The sequence below is a fragment of the Paenibacillus taichungensis genome (genome assembly GCF_050994985.1).
In the GTDB taxonomy this organism is placed as follows: domain Bacteria; phylum Bacillota; class Bacilli; order Paenibacillales; family Paenibacillaceae; genus Paenibacillus; species Paenibacillus taichungensis.
The window spans coordinates 363,740-389,770 of sequence record NZ_CP194720.1 but is presented as its reverse complement, the minus strand read 5'-3'; the positions used below and the strand labels follow the sequence as shown (position 1 = coordinate 389,770).

The 26,031-nt window shown below is 49.9% G+C and carries 18 protein-coding genes; 3 read left to right on the top strand and 15 right to left on the bottom strand.

Going from position 1 to position 26,031, the window contains the following annotated elements:
* Positions 1-65: 65 nt before the first annotated feature.
* The 13 genes from ssuE to ACR1R9_RS01780 all read right to left on the bottom strand — a co-directional run bounded on the left by ssuE (position 66) and on the right by ACR1R9_RS01780 (position 14,548).
* The gene (gene ssuE, locus ACR1R9_RS01840) at positions 66-614 is read right to left on the bottom strand and encodes an NADPH-dependent FMN reductase (protein WP_076290865.1); all 549 of its coding nucleotides are present in this window, start codon (positions 612-614) and stop codon (positions 66-68) included.
* A 24-nt stretch (positions 615-638) separates the two neighbouring features.
* Positions 639-1,556: an ABC transporter permease gene (locus ACR1R9_RS01835; RefSeq protein ID WP_076290866.1), complete on the bottom strand. Its 918-nt coding sequence runs from the start codon at positions 1,554-1,556 to the stop codon at positions 639-641.
* Between the two features lie 55 nt (positions 1,557-1,611).
* Entirely contained in the window at positions 1,612-2,544 is a 933-nt protein-coding gene (locus tag ACR1R9_RS01830; RefSeq protein WP_062324145.1) for an ABC transporter permease, read from the bottom strand.
* Positions 2,545-2,586: 42 nt separating this feature from the next.
* Complete coding sequence (locus tag ACR1R9_RS01825) at positions 2,587-4,230, bottom strand: ABC transporter substrate-binding protein (protein WP_433921869.1); 1,644 nt, start codon at positions 4,228-4,230, stop codon at positions 2,587-2,589.
* A gap of 197 nt (positions 4,231-4,427) precedes the next feature.
* Positions 4,428-5,768 (bottom strand): LLM class flavin-dependent oxidoreductase, encoded by a 1,341-nt coding sequence (locus ACR1R9_RS01820; protein WP_433921870.1) that lies wholly within the window; start codon positions 5,766-5,768, stop codon positions 4,428-4,430.
* A 308-nt stretch (positions 5,769-6,076) separates the two neighbouring features.
* Positions 6,077-6,352: a glutaredoxin family protein gene (locus tag ACR1R9_RS01815; RefSeq protein ID WP_063566643.1), complete on the bottom strand. Its 276-nt coding sequence runs from the start codon at positions 6,350-6,352 to the stop codon at positions 6,077-6,079.
* A gap of 201 nt (positions 6,353-6,553) precedes the next feature.
* Entirely contained in the window at positions 6,554-7,501 is a 948-nt protein-coding gene (locus tag ACR1R9_RS01810; protein ID WP_326066434.1) for a phosphotransferase family protein, read from the bottom strand.
* Between the two features lie 216 nt (positions 7,502-7,717).
* Complete coding sequence (locus tag ACR1R9_RS01805) at positions 7,718-9,283, bottom strand: glycosyltransferase family 2 protein (protein WP_433921871.1); 1,566 nt, start codon at positions 9,281-9,283, stop codon at positions 7,718-7,720.
* Between the two features lie 64 nt (positions 9,284-9,347).
* A complete protein-coding gene (locus ACR1R9_RS01800) occupies positions 9,348-10,109 on the bottom strand; it encodes a GT-D fold domain-containing protein (RefSeq protein WP_256716886.1) in 762 nt (253 codons plus the stop codon).
* Between the two features lie 812 nt (positions 10,110-10,921).
* The gene (locus ACR1R9_RS01795) at positions 10,922-11,653 is read right to left on the bottom strand and encodes a sugar phosphate nucleotidyltransferase (protein ID WP_076290869.1); all 732 of its coding nucleotides are present in this window, start codon (positions 11,651-11,653) and stop codon (positions 10,922-10,924) included.
* Positions 11,650-12,423, bottom strand: a complete 774-nt coding sequence (locus ACR1R9_RS01790; RefSeq protein WP_326064093.1) for a glycosyltransferase family 2 protein — start codon at positions 12,421-12,423, stop codon at positions 11,650-11,652. Before ACR1R9_RS01790 ends, ACR1R9_RS01795 begins: the two co-directional genes overlap by 4 nt.
* Positions 12,420-13,535 (bottom strand): glycosyltransferase family A protein, encoded by a 1,116-nt coding sequence (locus tag ACR1R9_RS01785; RefSeq protein ID WP_433948834.1) that lies wholly within the window; start codon positions 13,533-13,535, stop codon positions 12,420-12,422. Before ACR1R9_RS01785 ends, ACR1R9_RS01790 begins: the two co-directional genes overlap by 4 nt.
* A 62-nt stretch (positions 13,536-13,597) precedes the next feature.
* Positions 13,598-14,548, bottom strand: a complete 951-nt coding sequence (locus ACR1R9_RS01780) for a glycosyltransferase family 2 protein (protein ID WP_343054773.1) — start codon at positions 14,546-14,548, stop codon at positions 13,598-13,600.
* A gap of 761 nt (positions 14,549-15,309) precedes the next feature.
* On the opposite strand from ACR1R9_RS01780, the gene ACR1R9_RS01775 reads away from it, so the two are divergent.
* Positions 15,310-16,875 (top strand): M4 family metallopeptidase, encoded by a 1,566-nt coding sequence (locus ACR1R9_RS01775; protein WP_076290872.1) that lies wholly within the window; start codon positions 15,310-15,312, stop codon positions 16,873-16,875.
* A gap of 183 nt (positions 16,876-17,058) precedes the next feature.
* Here the strand turns inward: ACR1R9_RS01775 and ACR1R9_RS01770 are convergent, their stop codons facing one another.
* Positions 17,059-22,290, bottom strand: a complete 5,232-nt coding sequence (locus tag ACR1R9_RS01770) for a WIAG-tail domain (protein ID WP_433921873.1) — start codon at positions 22,288-22,290, stop codon at positions 17,059-17,061.
* 394 nt (positions 22,291-22,684) lie between these two features.
* Between ACR1R9_RS01770 and ACR1R9_RS01765 the strand changes: the two genes are divergently transcribed.
* Together ACR1R9_RS01765 and asd are read left to right on the top strand one after the other, a co-directional pair.
* The gene (locus tag ACR1R9_RS01765) at positions 22,685-23,815 is read left to right on the top strand and encodes a YheC/YheD family protein (RefSeq protein WP_076290874.1); all 1,131 of its coding nucleotides are present in this window, start codon (positions 22,685-22,687) and stop codon (positions 23,813-23,815) included.
* Between the two features lie 85 nt (positions 23,816-23,900).
* Positions 23,901-24,692, top strand: a complete 792-nt coding sequence (gene asd, locus ACR1R9_RS01760) for an archaetidylserine decarboxylase (protein ID WP_076290875.1) — start codon at positions 23,901-23,903, stop codon at positions 24,690-24,692.
* A 494-nt stretch (positions 24,693-25,186) separates the two neighbouring features.
* Here asd and ACR1R9_RS01755 read toward each other — a convergent pair whose 3' ends face one another.
* Positions 25,187-25,972: a helix-turn-helix domain-containing protein gene (locus ACR1R9_RS01755; protein WP_076290876.1), complete on the bottom strand. Its 786-nt coding sequence runs from the start codon at positions 25,970-25,972 to the stop codon at positions 25,187-25,189.
* Between the last annotated feature and the right edge of the window lie 59 nt (positions 25,973-26,031).

Sequence of the window (26,031 nt, the reverse complement as noted above, 5' to 3'; positions counted from 1 at the left end):
GCGCCCCCCGAATCCACGTCCGCAGACGTTATCTATATCTATTTATCCAATGAATTTACTTGGTTTTATGATATCGTAATACCATTCTTTTCCAGAGTCAATATCAATTCTTCCAGGGAACGATCCAATCTTGTAGTGATGTCCGCCGAAAGCACATATTTTCCGTCATCAAGTCGATCAATTCCCTGATCAACTGCATATACTCCGCCGAGAATATGTCTTCCGCCAAGTGCTGCCAGAACAGGCTTCAATGCATAATCGATGGCGAGCAGATGGGCAATCGAGCCGCCGATGACTAATGGAAGAGCCAGCTTGCCTCGCAGTCCTTCCTGTGGAATCAGATCCAGGAACAGCTTCAGCACGCCAGAGTACGATGCTTTGTATACCGGTGTTGCCACGATGACTGCATCCGCGGCTTCAACAACAGCGAGCGCATCCCGAATGAATGAGCTATCGAACTTGGCCTGCACCAGATCTTCCGCTGGCAGGTCGGCTACATGAATCACCTCAACGGTAATGCCTGCCTCTCTTAATTTATTGCTGCTGTAATCCGTAAGGCCTGTCAGACGCGAACGTTTGGAAGGCGATCCGGCAATAATAACGACATGTGACATCATGATTCCTCCTTGGAATAGCGGTCAAGCCGCTCCATTTACTTTGGGGTCCAGCCGATCGCGGATATCGTCTCCAATCAGATTAACCGCCAGTACAAACATGGTAATTGCCAGTCCCGGGAAGGTACAGATCCACCAGGCAACCGTCAGATAACCTCTCCCTTGAGAGAGCAACGCTCCCCAGTCGGGAATTTCCTTCAACACGCCAAGTCCGAGAAAGCTGAGCCCGGAGCCAGTCAGAATGGAGGTACCCACGCCCAGCGTCGCCATAACCAGCAAAGGTGACAACGAATGAGGCAGTACGTGCTTCCAGAAAATACGGGCATTGGAGCCCCCAAGTGAACGTGTAGCTGTAATAAAAGGCAAACCTTTAACGGACATGACCTGCCCACGCATCACCCGTGCATACCCCGGAATGGAGGATACCGCAACAGCCAGTGCAATGTTAAGCAGTCCAGGCCCCAACGCTGCCGCGACGGATAATGCCAGTAACACACCTGGAACAGCCATCAGAATATCGACGGCTCGCATGGTGATTGTATCCAAAACCCCTCCGGCATAGCCGGCAATAATGCCAAGAGCACTGCCCACAAGACCACCCACCAGCACCGAGGCAAATCCAATCAGCAGTGAATCCCTGCTGCCATGCACAACCACACTGAAGATATCCCTGCCAAAATAATCGGTCCCAAACAGGTGCGCAGCAGAGGGAGCCTGCAGGATGGCATCCGTCATCATCTGAGTTGGATCATAAGGAGCAATCCATCCCGGCACGATTGCACAAGTGACGGTAAACACCACGACCAGCAAAGCTGCATAAAAGAATAAACGGGATACCGCGAATGAGACGCGGTGACGCAGGGGACGGCGACTCCAGAGGCGTAAACGCCCTGTTCTGGCCGTCCAACCTTTTTCGTCACCCACCAATGGTTTCATGCTCATAAGACTCCTCCTTCCTCACTACGCGTTCAGATGTTTCAGACTGTTCCATCCGTCCTCACGTTCGGACTGCACGCCTAACTCTGGGATCAATGTACGCATAAGAGATATCCACCAATAAATTCAACACGACATAGATAATTGCTGTGAAAAAGACTACGCCCTGCACAACAGGCAGGTCTTTGGCCATCAATGCATCCGCGATAATTCTGCCGATACCCTGTCTGGAGAAGACCGTCTCCACCACGACGGTTCCTGCAAGCAAATCACCAATCAACATGCCGATGACCGTCACCGCAGGAATCAGTGCATTACGCAGCGCATGACCGTACATGATGGTCCGCTGTGAAAGACCTTTTGCTCGTAATGCCACGATAAACGGTTCGTTCACCACTTCCAGCATGCTGTTACGCACCATACGTACGATGAAACCCGCACCGACGAGGCCCAGTGTTGCAGCAGGAAGCACCAATGAACTGAATCCGTCGGAGCCCATCGCCGGGAACCAGCCGAGCTGAACCGAGAACAACAGGATCAACAGGATGCCGGTCCAGAAGGTCGGCATAGAGATGCCAAACAATCCAACAAGCCGGGCGATAAAATCAATCACGCCATTACGATGAATGGCAGACAGTACGCCGAGCGTAATGCCAATGGTTATCGCAATGATTGAGCTGAGCGCGGTCAGCGCCAGTGTGGCAGGGAAATGTTCCAGAATTTTGGGCAGCACCGGGTCGGAATTAATCATGGATTTGCCGAAATCCCCACGCAGCATGTCTCCGAAATAGTTGGCAAACTGGATATAAAACGGCTGATCCAGACCGAGCTGAACCCGCAGGTTCTGAATCATCTCGGGTGTTGCCGATGACGGGTCCAGCATAAGCAGGACCGGATCACCCGGCAGCAGATACATGATGCAGTACACCAGCACCGAAGCTCCCAAAATAACCAGAAGCGATGTAGCAAGTCTTGTCAGTATCGTTTGAACCATACCGGGTCGTCTCCTTCCTGTCTGCATAATTGACGTATCGTGTTATGGCTGAATCCGAACATCGTTGAACAACGGATACCCAAGTGAATCAAACTTGATACCCTGCACCGACTTGGATGCAGCCACCGTATAAGGGAACACATAGATCGGTAGAATTACAGCCTGCTCGATCAGATATTGTTGAATCTGATTATAGATATCCACGCGTTTATCCTGATCAGTCTCCACCGCTCCCTGTTCGAGCAGTTTATCGATCTTCGGATCAGATAAACCGGATAATGTCGGACGTTCACCTTCTGCACTCGTATGATAGAAGGCATAGAGCGCATTCGGATCAGAATTGACCTGGCTGTTGCCATAGAGATCATAATCCCAGTTCTGATAGATGACCGTAGCAACGTCCTTCGTAATTTCAACCTCAACAGCTATACCCACCTGCTTGAGCTGCTGCTGAATAATCGCTGCAATGTCGTTACGTTTCTCCCGGTTCGGCGAACCGTCCACATAATGCAGAGTCAGCTTCTTACCATCTATTTCACGAATGCCATCTGCTCCCTTGATCCAACCTTGCTCATCAAGCAGCTGATTGGCCTTGTTGATATCCGGATTGATACTTCCTTCCAGAGAAGCATTATAACCGAGGATTCCCGGAGACAGCGCAGACCACGCTCGTTCGTAGTTGCCCAGATACAGTGTCTTCACGATGGATTCCACATCAACTGCAGATTGCACCGCCTGTCTGACTTTCACATCATCCCAAGGCGCTTTGCGCAGATTGAAGAAGAGGGTATATGGCAAACCAACGGTATTGGCCTGCAACAATTGCTGGTTCGGATCGTTCTTCAGGGCTGCAATATTTTGCGGCGGAACGGTCTCGGCGGCAAGCACCTGCTTACTCTGTACACTGCCGATGCGCGTTGCTTCTTCCGGTACAATTTTGAACGTAATCGTATCAATATGAGGAGCACCTTCATTTTCAACGGTTGCAGGAGCCCAGTTGTAATCCTTGTTTTTGGCGACAACGATATCCGCATTTTCATCCCATTTCACGAAAGTATACGGACCAGTCCCCACTGGATTTTTACCCAGTTGATCGCCATACTTTTTGGCGGCCGTAGGAGATACAATCCCCAGCAGGGCCTGACTCAAGTTACCGAGAAAAGCTTGCGAAGGCTGTTCCAGATTCACCTTGATGGTGTATTCATCAATAACCTCCGAGGAGCTATAAGGTCTAATCAGAGCAAGGGAATTGGCGGCTTTGGTTGCCGGATCGATTACCCGATCCAGATTGAACTTCACAGCTTCCGCGTTAAATGGTGTGCCATCATGGAACTTCACATCTTCACGCAGTTTGAACGTATAACTTTTGCCATCCTCCGATACACTCCACTCCTTGGCGAGCCAAGGTTTGATGGAGCCATCCGGCAGCTGTACCACCAGATTGTCATAGATCGTTCGAATCGCACGTACGGTTACGGCAAGGCCACTTCGATGCGGGTCCAGCGTATCCGGCGATGTGGCGAGTGCGTAGGTCAGGTTCCCACCTTCTGCTTGCCCAGCCGCCTGCTCCCCACCGGAAGCCTGAACTGCACTGTTCGAGTTACCTGTCGCTCCGCAACCGGATAATACCAGTACCAATACTGCCGCCAATGCCATATATTTCATCCATGAGATAGACCTGTTCATATAGCTTCCCCCTCTGTGTATACAGGTGTCATTGATTCATTGAATTAATGATGTAATGAATTATAGATTTTTATCTACATAACCTATCCGTTAACTTGGTTTTGCAGCATCATTCGGCACTTTCCGCATATGCAATCCGAATAGTTTATCCAGACGCCTCATTCCTTGACTGTGCCGAATTTCAGCTTCCCAGTTTCTTAAGCCTCGGTTCCCACTTGCTCCCGGGCAGCCGTGTAACGATTCACGGGAATTTGCACACCGAGATTGCCACGCAATGTGTCATGCTCGTATTCGGTGCGATAGATGCCACGCTCTTGCAGAATCGGAACAACCAGTTCCACGAAATCGGCCAATCCACTTGGCAGTTCGGAATGAATAATGAATCCATCCGCCGCTTCGGCTTCGAACCATTCCTGGATCTTGTCAGCCACCTGCTCCGGTGTGCCAAGGAATTTGCTCTTCGGTGTAGCTGCCCGCAGGGCTACTTCACGCAGCGTCAATCCTTGCTCTTTGGCATCCCGCTTGATTTTGTCCGTACCACTGCGGAAGCTGTTGCTGCCAATGCCATTCAATTCAGGGAATGGTTCATCCAGCGGATATTGGGAGAAGTCATGATGCTCGAAGAAACGTCCCAGGTAGTCCAGCGCTTTATCGATAGTGACCAGGCTGGCAATCTCCTGATATTTCTGTTCTGCTTCTTCTTCTGTCCGTCCAATGATTGGATTGATCCCTGGCAAAATGACGATATCCTGTGTGGAACGTCCGTAGGTTGTTGCGCGGGTTTTGACATCTTTGTAGAAGGTCTGTGCATCCTCAATTGAATCATGTCCTGTAAAAACAGCATCCGCTTCTTTGGCAGCAAGGGTCTTGCCATCTTCTGAAGAACCTGCCTGGAAAATAACCGGCTGCCCCTGCTTTGAACGTGCAATGTTAAGTGGGCCCTGTACGGAGAAGAACTCTCCTTCATGATTGAGTGTGTGCAGCTTGGATGGATCGAAGAAAACGCCGCTTTCTTTGTCTCTTACAAAGGCATCATCTTCCCACGAATCCCACAAGCCCTTGGTCACCTGCAAATATTCGGTTGCAATCCGGTAACGTTCCGGGTGGGTAGGATGGTTGCTTTTACTGTAGTTTTTGGCTGAACCTTCAAGCGGGGATGTAACCACATTCCAGCCAGCGCGGCCGTTACTAATCAGATCAAGGGAACCGAACTGTCTGGCAACTGTGAATGGATCACTATAGGAGGTGGAAAGTGTTCCAACCAGACCAATCCGTGACGTAATGGCGGCCAGGGCGGACAACAAGCTGATTGGCTCAAATCGATTCAAGAAGTGAGGTATGGATTTCTCGGTAATATAAAGACCGTCAGCGATAAAAACGAGATCGAATTTGCCTTCTTCTGCCTTCAACGTCTGGCGTTTGTAAAATTCAAAATTCACACTGGCATCCGATTGAATCTCCGGATGTCTCCAAGTCGTCATGCTGCCTCCGACACCGTGGACAATCGCTCCAAATTTCAAACTGCGCTGAGCCGTCATATTACATTCCGCCTTCCTTGGATTAGGATATATCAAGAAATTTCTAAAGTCCGATCTGATACGGATAACGAAAGAAGAAAATTCAAAAGTTAACTATTCCTATGAGTTTGGTCAGCTTTAATTTCACAAATCTTATCACTGCCCCGCACATCGGTCAACAGCGTTGCTTATAGAACTTTTCTATATAAGGATTGGATATCTAAATAAGAGGATGGATTAGAGCTTATAAAAGTCTCCGACTGCTGCACACTGATATGACAGCCTTTAGCAGCCGGAAACTGCTTTATCAAGAGATCCGCCACGTCCGGTCAGACTGCTGCTTCATCGGGCTGGGCGAGAAGTTCCGCCAGTTTCTCCAAATCAGGCTCCAGCAATGCTTCATACTTGCCGTCTCCACCCACCTCAATGACTGGTACATGTCGAATGCCATATTTGGCTTCAAGCACGTCCCTCAGCACATCGTTGCCTTGCACTTCGATGTTCTCAAAAGGCTGGTTGCGGGCCGTTAGGAATGCCTTAACCTCCCCGCAGAAATGACAGCCTGTTTTGCTCCAGAGCACTACTTTTTTCGATGTAGAAGACATCGGCATACCTCCTGATTGTTTCATTGTCAGATCAGGGATGGATCACCACCCAGACCATTAATTCCTATCTGTTAAATAAGAATTATGGCTATAAATGTACTCCTCACCTCTTCAAGCGTCAATGGATCTTCCAATAGAATAAACCTATAAGAACATAGAAAGATTAAATTTAAAATTTGAAAAGAGCTCTTCAAGAGCTCTCTAATTCCTGAACCTATCACTAACCATATTAAAGACCTGTTTGGCAGAACTGGCATAATCGTTAACCTGGTCCGGCCGTTTATCTATAGCCCATCGGAGGGTATCAAAAGCTTTTAACAGCAATAGATGCTTCGCCAGATCTAGTTCATCCACACTCATTCCGTATCCTTCCGAGAACGCTTTCAATTGTTCCGTATTAGGGCCTTCATCACGGAGCTGACACCGCATCAGATGGATGACATCTCCATAGGGCACAACCGTAACTTCGGCACTCCCCCAATCGAGCAGTATCAACTGACCTGTCGGATGAACCATCGTATTTTTTAATGAAATATCACCATGACATAAACCGAATCGGAACTTTTCATCTTGCAATTGCTCGAACCATTGTCGTACAATCCCCAATTCACTCTTCTTAATTACGCCCAACTCAAGCAACGGATCACGCTCTGTCAAACTATCGATGTTATACTGCACATATCCTTTCCAGCTGCCATCTGATCCTGGATGAGGCGGAGAATGGAATGTACCCTGAATGGGATCAATCAGCTCCTCGCCAAAACCGGCCACTTGAATGGAATGTATACGTCTCGCATATTCACCGAGCTTCCTCCAGATGTCAGTCGGGGCTATTTTACTATCCAATCCGTTATCCCCCTCGACAAACGTTTGAATCATATATGCCACCTCATCCTTAACCCCAACGGACAATGTAGATGGCCCTGGAATACCCGTTGCGGCTGCCTGCTCAATACACCATTTCTCTTTGATAAAGGTAGGATAATTAACCTTGTTGTTCATGCGGACCACGACTTTATGACGTTCCGTCTCAACCAAGCACACCTGATTCACAAAACCTTTTCCGATAATCGGGTATGAGGATCTCACTTGTTCCTGAAGAAACTCACCAGCAATAGTTTGGGCTTGTACTACCATGGTGTCTTTCATCGTGTATTCCCCCTATCTCGGTATACTTAAATATGCTTTAGAAAATTGAATTGGTCATAGTGTAGAAGTAAATCGCTAATCTTTCAATCGTTACATCTCATGATTCGTGATATATGTAAAGTTCGGATGCGGAAAGATGTGTAGCGTATGATACGCCGTACATCATATTCCGCATCATGCTGTCGTGCCGATATACATGGCAGCCGAACCCGGTCATTACAAATCTTCGTTCAAGAGCTGGGGAGGAGCAATAATGGGCCAGCCTTCTTCGATCGTACGCAATTGGTTCGCAGATACATGAACGATATGCCCAGACTGCACTCCCCACCGTTCCGCAGCATAAGGGGTTGCAAACCTCCTGCGTTTACTGCCACTAATCTGGTACCATATATCCCGCTCATTCGTCGCGGCAACAATCATACCTTCCTCCAGTGCATCGCGGTTGCTCTGAACGGGTTGAGCGTGAACATGACTTCTTTCCAGGGGCCAGCCTTGTACCTCACCCGCAGATATCAGTGGCTCACCTTCAGATGCCCCGAGCAGATCCGGTTTCGCAACCAGAACGGGAGAAATGCCGCGTGGAACGGGGATGTTCAGCTTGCGTCGCTGTCCACGCATCAGTCGATAGACATCGCCCTTGATATCAGAGATGTAACATCCCTCCGGGTAAAAGTCCGTGCTGCGTCTCAGCTTATGTGTTACATCGCTGCTGCCCTTGGTGGAAATGCGCTGTCGCAGATCGGGGGAATCTGACTTGCCCTGGGTCGTCTTGTTTTTGTTTTCCTGCTGACTGGTCGACACCTCGGCATACAGCGAGAGCCGGGAAGTATCGGCAACCAGCGCATGAGGATCTCCCCATTTTTGTGTATAAAACTGTTCGTTATCCTTATTCACGACTTCATAATCCTGCTCTCCCAGCGCCTTCATGCTTACACTTCCGTAGTGATGTATGAAGGCATCCCCGGCCACCCCCAGCCTGTATCCCGCTAGCTTCGCTCGGATGATCCAGTCGTCATCTTCAAAATTGCCCACGGCGTAACCTTCATCAAGATAACCTACCCGCTCCAGCAATTCCCGTGAGAACAGCCAGCAAAATCCGACCAGCCTTTCGGTCTCTCGATGTTTCGTGGCATCCGGGCGATTATGTCGAGCAGCAAACGACCACATATCCTCCACTTCCCTGTACGGGACTTCAATCTGCTGATCTCCACCAATGTAATTCGTAACCGGACCCACAACTCCCATCTCGGGATGACTGTCCAGACAGGTCATCATGTTTTCCAGCCAGCCCGGGGTGACCAGTATATCGTTGTTCAGCACGACGATATGTCGCCCTCTCGCCATCATCAGTCCATGATTCACACCGCCAGCGAAACCACGATTCTTATCCAGCGCAGCGACCCTTACCATGCCACCTTTGCGAAGCATGGCTTCCGCCGTGCCATCCTTTGACGCGTTATCTACAACAATAATTTCAAAGGGGGCCGGGGTATGCTTTTCAATACTGGACACACATTGCAAGACATATTCGCGCTGGTTATACGTCGGAATAACAATGCTTACGCCTTCAAATACCAGCCCGAATGAGCTTTCCCCCTGTCGCACGCCCTCATCGTAGCCTCTATGGTAGCCCTGCTTATACAGTTTTGCGTTCTTGGCTGCCCGTTTACCTGAACCTTGGCGTCTAATCTTCCCACCACTCCGGCTTCGAGCTGCATGCAAAACAACGGTTTCGGATGACGATGCTTTCCGTTGTTTTGAACGTTTGCCTGATGTGCTCATGTTGCTTCCTCCATTTCTCCTCATCCAAATGCGCGTTACGATGAACGTCGCACCAGATCGTCCATTAGAGATGAAGCTCTCCTGTAACCAATTTGTCAGCCAAATGTCCAAAATCTATGGCAACCCGACCCAGCTCACCAGCGATTCGGCGACACAGAATGACGGCCGGAATTCCCGCAGCTACCAGAGCGATATCGAACGAATGCTCCGCAGTTTGCTGCATCACTCTCGGGATATCCGCAACTCCCTCCACTGTACCTATGATGCCTGTGACATGAACGCCGCGGCCGATCAATAACGCCCCAAGCTCCACAGCCTGGCTTCCAATCAGCAGCACCCGACGCCCCTGTACCACAGGCAACAACAGACCCGAATGATGCAGGCTGTAGTTAATCGTGGAACTGGTCAGATTCAGACGGGACCAATCAATGCCGAAATGGCGTAACACTGGAAATAACAGTCCCTGAAAAGTAGGCGCACGCGAGATGGGAACGCCGATCCAATCAGCGCCGCGAATGGCTTCCGCGAGCTCAGCGCGGATGTCCGGGGTGGAGCGTGGCACCCCTGCATAAGGCAGAAACGGTGCCAGCTCCTGCACTTGCTCGCCTGGCAGCACCGTATCGGCTGCCAAGGTTAGCAGTTCGCCATCTCCGAGGCGAACGACGGACAGGGGGCGCTGCGCATCCAGCGCCCCCTGGATATGGCCAGCCATCTCATGAGGGCTGGCCAGCCGGGTTAGGGTGGGCGCATATTGGCGGAATCCCGCCTCGATCAGATCTGCCGCCACGGCAGGCAGAATATGATCAGGCGGGATGTGCTGCGCCACCAGCGCCTCCCCGCCCGCGAACACGCCGTCGCGGAAGCCCTCGGCGTAGCCGCTCTCGGGCGCTGCCGCCGGCTGCGCAGGCGCAAGTGCCCTTGCGCTGCCAGCATGCGCGGCAGCGCTTTCCCGCCCCGCGGGGGCGACACCACCGCGTCGGTGTGTCGCTTGCGGCGGGGCGGGGCCAGCACCGCTGGCAGGCAGCGCCTGTGGCGTGCTGGCTTGCGGTGCTGGCCCGGGCGCACGCTGCGCAGCCGTGCGCTGTTTGGCGCGGGCACCTGGGGCCCGCCCGCCCCGCGGCGCAGCATGCCCGCGGCCTGCAACTGCGCGCTTGCCCGTTTTGGCTCGCGCCCCTTTACGGCCACGGCTCACGCCTGTACGCTCGCCTGCTTTCACGCGGGTGCCTGCAGTGCCACGCCCTTCGCTTGTTTTCGCTCCCGTTCTGGTTCGTGCTCCAGCGCTCGCACCACGTCTTGCGCCGGTGCGCCCGCTGGCTTTGCCTTTCGGTTCTGCAAGAAGCTTGCGCTCTATTCCTGCGAGTTCCACATTCCCCTGCTTCGCGCCTTGGTTTCCCCATTCGTGATTCGAACTTGCTTTGGGCTGCACTCCCACAGATACGTACAAGGAGCCGGCATGACCGCCCAGTGTCTTCTTTCTGCCCAAGTCGCTGCGCTTTGCTACTCTCACGGCATTCCCTCCCTTGGCATGCACGAGGAGTGCCGCCGCTGCACAAAGCGCCGGAGCATTCTTCCGGCTCCGGCGCAAGTTGTTCTGCTCTCATGGGACCTCTCACAGCGGCAGCATCAGGCGCATATATTTTAGGGCAATTGACCCTTCATGCGGATGGCTGCTTCCTGAAGCGATTGGAACGTCCCGGCATCACTCCAATATTTTTGCAAAATATCGTATTCCAGTCCTCCAGCTGCTGCATAATGATTGTTCACGTCCGTAATTTCGAGTTCGCCGCGTGCAGAAGGTGTAATGTTTTGAATGAGGTTGAATACATGGTCATCATACATATATATGCCAGTAACACAATAAGAGGTCTTCGGATCACTCGGTTTTTCCTCAATGTATGAGATTCGTTCCGGATGCTGCGGATCAAACACCGGTACCCCATACCGCCGTGCATCGTCCACTTCTTTGAGCAAGACACGAGCTGTACCCGCAGACTGCTGCATATACCGATCCACGTAAGGCTTCAAATCGTCGCTAAACAGATTGTCTCCCAGAAGCACAACGAATTTCTCTCCAGGAAGGATAAACGACGTCGCCAGATCCAATGCTTCAGCAATTCCGCCTGCCTTTTCCTGAATCCGATACGTCAGCTTGACGCCATGATCTGCTCCACCACCCAAATACTCCGTGTATAACCCAGCGGAATGTTTGTTGATCACGATCAATATCTCTTCAATGCCTGCCTGGCGGAGTCTGTCGATGCCATACATAATCATCGGATGCTTGCCGACTGGAATCAGATGCTTGTTAATCAGCCGGGTGAGAGGATACAGTCGTGTTCCTGTTCCGCCAGCAAGAATTACACCTTTCATTCCACTATCCCTCCTTCATCAGATGTCTCAATATATTTAAGGGGATCGACATGCCATTTGTTGATAAAAATGGATCGATTGCGCTCAAGCAACTGTTTCCATGCTACAGAATCGGTCTTCAGGAAACTCGCGCTGCCGCGATGATGTACCAAGACATCCCCGCATACCAGCAAACGATACCCTTTCTGGCAGGCCCGGTAGCAATAATCGTCATCTTCATAGTGTCCCGGCGAATAGACTTCGTCAAGCACACCAATGTCCTCCATCACGCTTCGCCGTATGAGCATACATAAACCGACGATCCGTCTGACTTCCTTCCATCTGGAAGAATCGACTATATTGTTGACAGCAGCCAGTTCCTGAAAATGTTCCATGTCCCGGAACTCAAGCTCCACCTGCTGGATACCACTTGCGTAGTTGGTCACCGGACCTGTAATACCAATGTTTACATCACTGTAGAGTGCTGCCCGCAGATTATCGAGCCAGCGGGTGGTAACTGTAACATCATTATTCAGCAGCAACAGCTCATCACCACAGGCTGCGCGAAGCCCGGCATTGCAAGCCGCCGGGAAACCCCGATTGTCCGGTAACCGGACAAAGCGAATTCGTTCCTGGGCACAATACGCTGCCGTTCCATCAACCGAGCCATTATCCACTACGATGATTTCATAAGCTGTATGATGATCGGTATATTTTCGAATGGCATCGATACATGGCTTCAGCAAATCCAACCCATTGTACGTCGGAATAATAATACTCGTCAGTGTCATCTGGCGTTCCTCCTGTAGGCCACTTCAGCACGGGATATGGATCGGGCTTGTGACTTATTTCCGCCCATATCCAGCCAGGTTGCAATCGCCTCCAGATGATCGCCAATGATCAATCGGGCGACTTCGTTGCCACTGCCCGTATTGGTGGAACGCAGGCGATTGGAACGAATGACATCCACCTGACTGGGTGCAGTCACTCTTAATCCGTGCTGGATGGCTAGACTTTGCGCCTTGGGAGGAACGGCCAGCGCCTCCGGTTTTACGATCTGGATCATATTACGCGAAAGGGCATGAGGTACAGCCGTCAACGAATTAGAACCCAGATCCGAACGATTAAGCACATGGTTGAGATATGCCTTGATGCGGCTCACTTCATCCTGGCGAGCAAATGGAGGCAAAAGGGATGAAAGATTGTTCAGCGCCACATCATCTCCCCGGTCAACCGCATACAGAAATGGGGCGAGCTGCTCTGCCGGGACGACCATATCCCCATCCACAAAGAGAAGGGTCTCTGCCTCCGTCATCTTGGCCCCCAAGGCGCGGCCCACATCATGTCCCGCCCGGTCAGGTTCATAGACCAGCGTGATACCAGGCTGTTCAAGCACCTGTGTCAGACTGTTGTCCGTTGTTCCATTCAATACCACAACGATATCCGTCAGAGGTAACCGTTTCAGTTGTACAAGCACTTGGCCCAGTGTGAGTTCCTCATTGCATGCACAGACAACTGCAGCGGCAGGTTTTCTCAGGGCAAGTGGAACGATATTTAATGAACGCCCTGCAGCATGAGCATAACCCTGCATGAATGCTTTCCCTGCGTGCATTGCAGCAGAATATCCCCTTAGCTCCACTGAGATCGCAGCCTCATGCTCCTGCCATGTTGAACGTGCATGTTGTTCAATCGATTGCTCATTTTCAAACGCCTTGCGTCCTGCCCGTTGCCCTGCGCGGAATGCTTCATGCAATACGGAGCTGTTCGTAGCAGACCTGCTCGCTGTCGAACTCTTTAGCGGCGATTTAATCAGGCTCTTCCTGCTCATTGTTCTGATTCTGTTCCTTGTTGTTTGTCTGCCTGCTGTCCGTTGACGACGGATACGCCCTGAACGCTCCTTCATTTCCTCACCTCCAGCATGTTGTATCTTTTGACGAGGTTTCTTGCTTGTTTTAGGCAACATGCTCACCTCGTCAGGCTACGAACACGCTGCAGATCGGAATGTCCTCCGCGTGGTCCAAGCGTATCGGTTATCCACCTGATCGCTGTCAGATGATCATTCCATACCACTTGACTGAGCGGGTCCGGTCCTTTCCGTTTCTTGACTCGAACTGCGTTCATTTTACCTACAGGCACATGATGAACAGCACGCACCTTTAACCCGCTGGTAACCGCCTTTGCATGTGCCAACGGTGGAATCTCCAGTGTGTCCGTACCAATCACTTCAAGTGCCCTGCGACTTAATGCATGCGGAATGGCTGTCATGGAAGCTCCTTGCAGATCAGGTCTAGCAAGCATGCTGTTCAGCACATGTTTGGCTTCTACCACAGGGTGAACAGGGATACGCGCCACCGGTCCGTTATAATCATTAAGCGCCACATCCGTCCCATCCAGAATCGCTCGCACATAAGGCGCGAGATGTTCTGCCGGAATTGGAATGTCTGCATCCGTGAACAACAGCACCCTGCCACGAGCTGCCGCTGCACCGATTCTTCTGCCTCCATCATGTCCCAAAGCCTCGGCATAACGAAGCACCTGTGCCCCCGCCCTTTTTGCCGCTGCTGCCGTCCCGTCCGTGGAACCATTCACAATAACAAGCACTTCAGCATCACGGCATATCCGCAGCGCCTGACGGACGACTGCACCAATGGTTCGCTCTTCATTCATGGCAGGTATAATGACCGAAAGCAGTGGGTTATGCGAGTCCGTCGAACCTTGTGCGAGTGTCTCTCTCATCGCATGCTCAGCTCCGAATGCTGGCAATTCCGTTTGCTCCACGGGTGGAATCACGTACTTGTAGGCCTTTGTACCCTTTTTGTAAGCAGATTTCAAACGACGCTTCTTTAATTGCGCTTTTCTTTGTACCAGCTTCGATTTGGCTGCATAAAAAGCTGTATTGCCGCGTTTTTGCAACACAGTCACCTCCCGGGTGTACATCAATGCCATGCAAAGGGAGTACACGTTATTCTATGTATTCATGGAGCAGTGGAAACGGCGTATGTCCTTGAACTGAGCAGGTTCTGTCTGCTACCAGGATCAGTCAATCCATTTATTTAGACATGATTCGCCAAAAAATGCGAAATATGCTACGGCTCCCCTACTTCAGACACAATTTTAAAAAAATTTTAAAATTGCATCTTTTCCAAACTTTTACATTGTGATAATATACGTTGCAAGCAGTAGATTGACAAAAAAATCCTAACAAGGAACAAACGTTCCCTCTAATTACTTTTTTATTCCTGTTAATTGACCTTAGGTTAATTTATGCATACAGGATGATACAGGAGACCGTTTTTGCTCTGTTACATGTACTTTGAGAGGAGTGATGCCGTTCAATACGTAATTCAGGCTTTATTATGTGAACCCGGAACGAACACCCCGGCTCCGTAAGAACATCTTCTGCTTCGCAAGTGGACAAGACCCCTGGCTTCTGAGAGAGGAACAACAATAAACGATTAAGCCTCATGGCTGAACCGAATAAACGGTACTCCTTTGTCAAGTCCCACCACAGACATACAGGCTCTGCCGACTTTGTTCTTTATCGTTTCTTGTCATATTCCACGTTTCAGATTCAGCCCCCACACTCCGCGCTGCCCAAGTTGCAGACGGAACTCCAACCGAGATTGGCATAATCATTTGTTATTCAAAAAATCATATTGAGAATGGGAGAGTTTACTATGAAATTTGCTAAAGTTATGCCAACAATTCTTGGAGGAGCTCTTTTGCTCGCTTCCGTATCTTCTGCTGCTGCAGCTCCATTGTCTGATCAGTCCATTCCATTGCAGGCCCCTTATGCCTCTGAGGAGGGTATCCAGTTGAACAGCGGCTCTGACGAAACAATCTTCAATTTCCTTGGACAACAGGAACAATTCCTGAACTCCGATGTGAAATCCCAACTCAAAATTATTAAAAGAACTACAGACACCTCTGGTGTACGACACTTCCGCCTGAAACAGTACATTAAAGGAATTCCAGTGTACGGTGCCGAGCAAACGATCCACTTAGACAAGACTGGCCAGGTTTCATCCGCACTTGGTGATCTTCCACCGGTTGAAGAACAAGCTATCCCTAATGACGGTGTCGCTGAAATCAGCGCAGAAGATGCGATCAAGATCGCATCCGAAGAAGCCACTTCCCGCGTTGGAGAACTTGGCGAACCACAGAAAACCCCTGAAGCGGAACTAAACATTTACCACAATGAGGAAGATGACCAAACCTACCTTGTTTACATTACCGAAGTCAATGTGCTGGACCCCGCCCCGTTACGTACCAAATATTTCGTGAATGCCGTTGACGGCAGTATCGTATCTCAATATGACCTCATCAATTTCGCAACAGGAACAGGTACAGGTGTACTTGGTGATACCAAAACCCTTACAACCACCCAATCCGGCAGTAGCTTCCAACTGAAAGATACCACTCGAGGTAATGGCATTGAAACTTACACTGCAAACAATGGCTCTTCCATTCCAGGTACGCTTCTGACAGATTCAGATAACGTATGGACTGATCGTGCTGGCGTAGATGCTCACGCCCATGCTGCTGCCACGTATGATTTCTACAAAAGCAAATTCAACCGCAACGGTATCAATGGCAACGGTTTGCTAATTAAATCTACGGTGCATTACGGCTCCAACTACAATAATGCCTTCTGGAACGGAGTACAGATTGTATTTGGTGACGGTGATGGAACGACTTTCCGCTCCCTATCTGGTGATTTAGATGTAGTAGGCCACGAATTGACACACGGTGTCATTGAGTACACAGCCAATCTGGAGTACCGCAATGAGCCAGGCGCATTAAATGAAGCCTTCGCTGATATTTTCGGAAATACCATTCAAAGCAAAAACTGGTTGCTTGGCGACGATGTATACACTCCTAACATTGCAGGTGATGCACTGCGCTCCCTGTCCAATCCTACACTCTATGGACAACCTGACAAATACAGTGATCGTTATACCGGAACATCCGACAACGGTGGTGTTCATATCAACAGCGGTATCATCAACAAAGCCTACTATCTTGCAGCCCAAGGCGGCACACATAATGGTGTGACTGTAACTGGAATCGGGCGTGATAAAGCCATTCAGATTTTCTACAGCACACTTGTGAACTATCTGACACCTACATCCAAATTCGCCGCTGCCAAAACAGCGACAATCCAAGCCGCTAAAGATCTGTACGGAGCAACTTCTGCTGAAGCTACTGCAATTACCAAAGCTTATCAAGCTGTAGGATTGTAAGAATCATTCGTTGTTGAACTCATATTCAATCGTTCAGGCACCCCTCATCGTCCGAACGGATCAAGCTTATATATGAAAAAAAGCGGTGTCCCGGACATATCCGGGAACCGCTTTTGTCTATTTAAACATGTGAAATCCATTCCTCTACAGTTATCTTGAATGAAGACACATGATCTCCCATTTTTACTTCGAAGGCCCAGCGGCAATCCATGACAACAATCCGTAGGTGTGTGTGGAGCCCGCAGTACGTGACACTTCCAGCACGGCTTCATCCTCACTCTGGGAGAGGAGTGACACCTGGAATCCCCGATCATTACACATTGCTACAATCACATAATGCTCGGAAATAAAAGACTCCTCAAAAGCTACCGTTACTTCCACGCACTGTTCATTCTCAGGCAATATAAAGGCTTCCATACCGAACTGCTGCACCACAGGCTGACGGCTGACACTTCGTACAGGCTGGAATGACAGGTGTTCAGGACCCACAGCTCCATGCTGTAACTGGCTGCTTCCAACAGCTCCATCACTCAAATGCTCCTGCTTAACTGCTTGCTCCCTCAGCTTGAACTCCTTATTTCCATCGATCTCATGTGAAAATTCAGGCTGTGGTAGCGGTAGCTGTGGCTGGACCGTGCCAGCTGTCGTCAATGAATCTCCAAGCTGGTTAGCTTGCGATGGATGCTCTTGTTGTTGCCCCAGCTCCTGACCCGACGTCTGGATAAACTGCGTTTCCTTCAGATCGACACTTGAGTGTTCCACGACAATTGCCGGCTGTGATGGCGGTACAGCCTCACTTCCTGTTTGAAGCAATACCTCTTGTTTTTTGATCGCTGCCAGCTGTTCGAGCGTTTCTCCACTGAACTGACGAATCGCATTCCATATCTCTTCGCTCAAATGGGCCGGACCTACAATTCCCGCATTCAAGTGATTGGAGGTAATGCTTTGTTCACTCAGTTTGCTGCCGGTTACACTGCCGTCGGCCAATTTGGCACTGGTGACAGACCCATTTTGCAGATGAACCCCGCTTACTGCTTCCTCTTCCAGATGGGTTGTGCGAATACTGCGTTCCTGAATATGATCAGCAAGAATCGTTCCATCCTGAATATGCCGAGATTGCACACTTTTGTCTGCTATGTGGATTGCCGATATCGCACCTTCAAGCAATTTATTACCGTTTACACTGCCGTCGGCCAATTTGGCACTTGTAATGGAACCATTGTGCAGATGAATCGAACTGACTGATTCCGCTTTGAGGTGGGAGATTCCAATGCTACGCTCTTGAATATGGTCAGCATGGATGGCTCTCTCTTGGATATGACGGGATTGCACACTTCCATTGGCAATATGGACATCCGACACCGCATCTTCAAGCAGTTTGCTGCTGCTCACACTGCCATCGGCCAGTTTGGCACTCGTTACGGACCCATTTTGCAGATGAACCGCACTTATTGCTTCCTCCTCCAGATGGGACGTACCAATGCTATGCTCCTGAATATGATCAGCAAGAATCGCTCCTGCCTGGATATGGCGAGTTTGCACACTTTCCGATGCGATATGGCTCCCCAATACAGCATCTTCGAGCAATTTGCTGCCGCTAATGCTACCGTCAGCCAATTTGGCACTTGTTACGGACCCATTTTGCAGATGAACCGCACTTACCGATTCCTCCTCCAGATGGGCTGTGCCTATGCTTCGCTCCTGAATATGACCAGCATGAATAGCTCCTGCCTGAATATGCCCGGATTGCACACTTTCCGATGCGATATGAATCCCGGATACCGTACCTTCGAGTAACTTGCTGCCAGTTATACTGCCATCCGCCAGTTTGGCACTCGTTACAGATCCATTTTGCAAATGAATGGCACTTACCGATTCCTCTTCCAAATGTGCTGTGCCGATGCTCCGCTCTTGAATATGATTAGCAAGAATTGTTCCCTCTTGAATATGACGGGATTGCACACTATCGTCTGCAATGTGGATATCCGATACTGCTCCTTCAAGCAACTTGCTGCCGGTTACACTGCCGTCGGCCAACTTCGTACTTGTTACAGATCCATTTTGCAGATGAATGGCACTTACTGCTTCCTGTTCCAAGTGAAGCATGCCAATGCTGTGCTCCTGAATATGGTCAGCAAGGATTACTCCTGCCTGAATATGGCGGGATTGCACACTTTCAGAGGCGATATGGATTCCCGACACCGCATCTTCGAGCAACTTGCTGCCGGTTACACTGCCGTCGGCCAGTTTGGCACTGATGACAGACCCATTTTGCAGGTGAATCGCACTTACTGCTTCCTCCTCCAGATGGGTTGTGCCGATGCTCCGCTCCTGAATATGGTCAGCATGAATGGCGTCTGCCTGAATATGCTCGGATTGCACGCTTTCGGACGCAATATGAATTCCCGATACGGTCCCTTCAAGCAATTTGCTGCCGTTTATACTGCCATCCGCCAGTTTAGCACTGGTTACAGATCCATTTTGCAAATGAACCGCACTTACAGACTCCTCATCCAGATGAACTGAGCCAATACTGCCCTCTTGAATATGATCAGCAAGGATTGCTCCTTCTTGGATATGACGGGTTTGCACACTTTCATTGGCAATGTGAGTAGCCGATACGGTTCCAGCGGCTAATTTGCTGCCATCCACACTACCCGTTGCTAGTTTGGAGCGTGTTACAGATTCATCCTGCAAAATAATCGTACTTACCGCTTCTTCTTCCAGATGAGACGTTCCGATGCTGCGTTCATGGATATGATGAGGAAGAATCTCACCATCTTGAATATGACGGGAATGCACCGCTCCTTGCTGCAGGTGAACAGCACTTGTCGACTCTGCCTGAAGATGCAAACCACTAATCAAACCTGGCTGAAGATGAGCCGCTGTAATGGATAAAGGTGCCAGATGGTCTGTTTCAACAGATCCAGGTGCCAAGTGATGCGATGTGACCACCTGTTCAGCAATATGCTCCTCATGAATGATGTCTGCCTTCAGATGCTGTGAGCTCACTACTTGAGTTCCCAAATGGTCAGATTTCACGCTACCTTCAGCCAGATGGACGGATTGTACAACGGATGGCTGCAAGTGCTCGCTACCTACAGCGGCCTGTTGTAGTTCTGTTCCGGATACCGAGTCTGCTGTCAAATGGTCCGCACTTATGGAGCCATGCCGAAGTTTCTTGCCAGTAATACTGCCATCAGCGAATAATTCCGGCGAGCGTATTTCTTCCGACAAATGTTCCAGGGAAATGGCATGCTGCTTCAGGTGATATCCGCGAATGGTTCCTGATGGAATATGTTTGGCGTTAATACTCTCTGCCATAATCTTGGAAGAAGTCACGCTGCCGTCTGCCAGTTTAGCTGACGTGACAGCAAAATCCGCCAGTTTATCTGTGGCAACACTCTCTGGTGAAAGCTTGGGGGAGGTAACCGCATGATCTGTTAGATGAGGCGGAAAAATGGACCCGCCAGCCAGCTGGGCTGAAGTTACACTATCAATAGCCAATTTATCTGTTGTGACCGCGGCCCGTGCAATCGCATCCGTTTCAACACTGCCCGGCTGAAGATGAGGTACACCTACGGCATGTTCTGTCAGGTGTTCCGATTTCACTGCATAAGGTCTCAGGGCCTCGGAACCCACGCTGCCTGGAGCCAGATGTGTCCCTGTGACTCCACCACTCGCAAGATGCGAGGATATAACACTTCCCGGGGCAAGCGCTCTGCTACTCACCGATGCCGTTCCAAGCTTTTCTGTTGTCACACTTCCATCCGCGAGTTTAACGTCTGTAACGGCAGCATCCTGCAATTCATACGTACCCACGGCCGACTCTGCAAGATGCCGCTCAGACACCACGTCGTCTGCAAGAGCATCTCCGGACACACTTCCGGTAGATAGATGAGTTGCCTCGATGCTTCCACTTGCAATGTGAATGGAGTGAATTGCGGAATTGTCCACATGTACCGGCGTAATTCCCCGATTCGCAATGTGTTCCGCACGAATGGACCCTTTGGCAAGATGTTTACCATGTACGGCTTCATCCGCAATTTTGGAAGAAATGACGCTCTGATCAGAGATCTTGGATGCCGTAATGGACTGCTCCAGCAACTTTGCTGTTCCAACAGACTGGTCTGCCAGTTTGCTGCTGGTTACTGCACCTTCTGTCAAATGCTCACTGCCCACTTCTCCATTGCCAATCTGCTCCTTGCCAACGGAATGAGCTCGAATCTGGCTTGAACCGATTGAACCGTCCAGTAGATGTCTTCCACTTAATGAACCCTCAGCTAAATGTCTTGTTTGTATGGATCCATCCTCTATCTGGTCACTTCCAATACTGCCATTTAATAGTTGTGAACGACCGACAGACCCTTCTGCAAGATGTGTCTGTTTAACAGCACCTGCCTGAATATGGTGAGACTCAATGGAGTGTTCTTCGATTTTACTGCCTGTGACAGCAGCTTCTCGAATTTTGGATGTAGTCACTGCATCATCAGCCAGTTTGGAAGTATTCACAGCTCCTCCCGTGAGATGCCTTGTGTCCACGCCGCTAATCGCGATCTTGTCTCCAGTTACGGCATGATTCTTGATTAATTCTTCCGTTACCAGCATGCGGCTGAGATGTCTTGTGCTGATGGAACCGTCGGCAATTTTGGCCGAATCGATGACCTGGTTGCCAAGCTTCTGAGAAGTAATACTGCCATCTCTGATTTTCTCACCTGCAATAGAAGCATTACGTATTTTGTGACCAGATACAGAGCCGTCAATCAGGTGCTCCTCAGATACAGACGCTTCTGCAAGTTTTGCTGAAACAATGGCCCCGTCTGCAATGTGAATGCTGGTCACCGCATAATCCTGCAATGCTTCACTGCCAACCGCATCCGGTTTCAGCTTGGAGGCATCCACAGAGAAAGGAGCCAGTTTGCTCTCTGTAACAGCAAATTCACTCAAGTCGTCCGTGTAGATGTAGTGTCCGGTATGACCCGGCATCTGGTTCTGGTTCAGGATCTGCAGCCGGTCCTTGCTTATTATCTCCTGTTTGTTGATGTCCTGCTCTTCTTCCAGAGCAGGCGGAGCTACGCTGCTAACCTGAATCTGCTTTTCCAGGATATCTTGCGTCTCGACGACTTTCTCGCTATCAGACTCTACGGGTTCCGGCTTGATCGATTTGGTTACGATCTCCAGGTCTTCCAGCTCGTTCGTTGAAGCAGGTAGCTCCATTGATTCGGATAGGAATTCTTCTGATGCCTGAATGGCCTTCGAATTTCGTTTATTTGTATTCAAGCGTTCTTCCCTATTCGAAGTGAAACCCGAGTCCATTGTGTCTGACCGTCGATTGGTCAGATCCAGTTCCTTAAATTTAGGACTCACATGCCGCAGTTTTGGCGTAGGAACCTTCTTATTGCCCTTTTTACTCATGCAGCTAGCTCCTTCCTCTAACGTTCGTCTCCGGCATCATATGCGTCAGTATGGGCATCTGCCACTGTAATTCCTGACTTTAGTGGGTTACATTTCATCGCCGCACAAGCTTCAAGGCATGAATGATTGAGCTGTCCCTACTGAAATAGGCTGTACCCGTTCACTTATGTAAGGCGGCTGTCCACGCCCCTGCTCCCGAGATGTCATACGATATCCTGTAAGCCATTTGCATAAATCCATATGATGCAAAGGAGCTGCTAGGAGAACTCGTTGATGCATATCGAAGCATCATGAATCCGGTCTGCGTTATCGTGATGCCCAACCATGCGGTGACAGGCCGGCATTCCATGGATGGACGATCCATGGTCGCGATAACATTGAAGGAGGAACGGTCATGCTACAAGAAACGATCGGTATTATGTTCGATTCACGCATGTACCGGGGGATACCAGCTGGGAGGACGGGTCAGGAATCACTTGCGAATGTTGAACAGGCAGCGGCCTGTTATGGATTAACCCCTTGTTTTCTGCGGCTGGAGGACGTGGATGCGGATACCAAAACCTGTATTGCTTATGTAAAAAAAGAGGGCATATACGTTCGTCAAAGAATGCCCTTGCCCTCCGTTATTCATAACCGGGCTCTCCAGCTTCGCCGTTCGGAGCAGCATCAGGTAACCAAACTGTTGTTGCAGGGCATACAGGTATACAATGTACGCAATCGATACCGCAAAGACCACATTCACGAGATGCTTTATCAGGACCCCGGTCTCAGGCAGCACCTCCCCCGTGCGGTCAAGGCTACACCTGAGTCTTTGGCATATATGATGGAAAATTACGATGATCTGGTGATCAAGCCTTGCAGCGGAAGCATCGGTCACGGCATTATGCGGATATTTGAAAAGGATGGTCAGTGGAAACTGACATGTGAGACAAGGACTTCACGCAAGGGATGGGCCACCTTTCGACTGAATAAGGGACAACTGCCATCAGCCACCCTGCGCCGTATTTTCCGGCATGCCTATCTCATTGAAGAGCGGATACCTCTGGTCCGTTATGAAGGAAGACCCGTAGATCTGCGGGTATCCGTGCAGCGTGGAAGCGACGGTTTGTGGGGGATCACGGGCATATTCGCTAAGGTGGCTCCGGCTCATACGTTTGTTACCAATATCGCCCAAGGTAGCAAAGTCATGACGCTGGCTGAAGCCCTTGACTTGCAGGCAACCGATTGGCATGCACTTGAACTGGAGGCCAGAATCCGATCTGTCGGGCTCCGAATCGCACGGACGCTGGCTTCCAGCCTGCCTCATCTTGCGGACCTTGGACTTGATCTGGGGATAACAGCGAAGGGCCAGATTTATTTTATCGAATGCAACGGAAGGGATCAGCGCTACGGTTTCCGGAAGGCCGGAATGACGGAGACTTGGAAAGCCAGCTACCGGCAACCGATGGCTTATGGACGTCTGCTTCTGGAGCAGAATTCGCGCATACCGCGGCAGCCCCAGACGTATGATCGTGGCCTATATTGATTTCGTGGGCATTCTGTGTCAATATTATGCAGAACGGCCGGTCCTGCCGGCCTTGAAGTTCGCACTAACCCTAAGGGGGATATTCATGGCAAAAACGCTGTTGCGGTTAATGACCGAGCTTTCTTCTCGCAAATGGATCTCCCGGACTGTGGGAGCCTTCTCCAAGAGCCGGGGAAGCAAGGCATTTATCCCTTATTTTGTCCGGACCTACGACATCCCTGTTCAGGAAGCTGAGAAAGACTGGAAGGAATATCGTTCTTTGAATGATTTCTTTACCCGTAAACTTAAACCGGGCATGCGCCCGCTTGAACTTTCAGAACATGCTCTGATCAGTCCGGTAGATGCCAAAATTACGGCAGCCGGTCCTGTATCTGCTGGAACGCTCCTGAATGTTAAGGGACAAAATTATACACTTGCTGAATTATTAAACCACTCGCCACATCTGGAGAAGTACAAGCACGGTTATGCCTTTGTCCTGTATCTCAGCCCACGCGACTATCATCGCATTCATGCGCCTGTTAGCGGTCGCCGCATTGAGAGTGAACATATTAAGGGCAAGGTATATCCTGTAAATGATTTTGGTCTGACCCATATGAAATCGGTGCTGAGTCGCAACGAAAGGCTCATTACGTATATTGCTCATGACTTTGGAGAAGTTGCTGTCGTGAAAGTAGGCGCAATGAATGTGAGCAGCATACAGTACGCTGGTGCAGATGTAAGTTCATGGGCACAAGGCGATGATCTCGCATATTTTGAATTCGGTTCCACCGTCGTACTGTTAACGCAGAGCGGCACATTCGAACCGAAACCAGGCTTGCAGCCTGGCGACTCCGTCAAAATGGGAGAGTTGCTCGGTCGGTTAAAACCAATCCATTGAGCAATGCGCAGATGATTCCTGAATAACAGGAGTCATCTTTTTTAATTTCCGATCTAAAGAAAGAGATTACACAGAACTTTGGCCTATATAAAAAATATAAAAAGGTACTCACAGCCGGAACACCTTTTTAGGGTAAAGTGTCCAGGCTATGAGTACCTTCTGCTAATCAGAGAATTCGATTATCCGCTTCAGAGCTATGTAGAAGTCAGGATGATTACTGTTCCCATTCCATGTATACATGCAATACGAAGCTAAGCTTCGTCATATTGGTTTTCAGACCATTCCTTAAAACCATACGTCCTGCATTTCCTCTGCCGGTTTGGAGCGGCGCAGGCGGTTCCGGAAAATATTAAAGCCCTTAATAGAGCATCCCCGGTTGCGGACCCGACGTTTTCCGTTCATCACAAGTTCCCCCTTTCGTCTGGAATGCTACATACTTACCCCTGCTTTCCAGCTTTGAAACGTTGCCATATTCTTCCGGTCAGAGAGAAGTCCTATCGAATCTCGGACGGACTTTTGCCGGTGTACTGCTTGAACTGACGACTGAAGAAAAAGATATCGCGGTACCCAAGGGCATCTGCCACTTCGGTCACATTCATGCCAGTGTGCACCAACAGATGCTCGGCCCGCTCAATGCGCATGCGAATGATATAGGATTGCACGGACGAACCAATCAATTCCTTGAACTTAATCGAGAAGTATCGAGGCGATAATCCAGCCCTTGCCGCGAGGTCTTCCACGCGATGTGTTATCCCCGGATGCTGACGTACATAGTTAGCAACCTCCTGGATGACATCAGACAACTGGTTGCTCACCTTTTTCTCCACAGGAGATTCCGTGTCCGCGCGCAGCAAATGAATCATCAGCTGTTTCAGAATCAGTCGGCTTTCCTCATCCCGCCCATATACATCGGATAGAAACAGTCTTACATACCGAGCCAGCAAATGCTCGAATTCCACCGTTTCCAGTACTTCACGATAGGACTGGGGAACATCATTAACGGGTATATCTACATCAAAATGAATATACGTAAGTACCAACGGTTTTTGCTTATTATGTGTTGCAGTAGGATGATCGCCTGGCCTGAACAGAAAACAACTACCCTTGCCAACTTCATACGACCGGTCATTCAGCACAACGGTCCCTTCACCACTCCATACATAAAATAAGTCATAGTTTTGCATCGGTTTTTCCCGCTTCTGCCACTTCCATCCCGGTTCGCAGACAATTTTGGCGACGGCGGGCAAAATAACAAAAGATGACGGCGATGCCTGCAGCATGTCGCCACTCCCCCTTGAAAGTTAATCTCTTTTGCATACTGCATCAAAAATGATGAGAT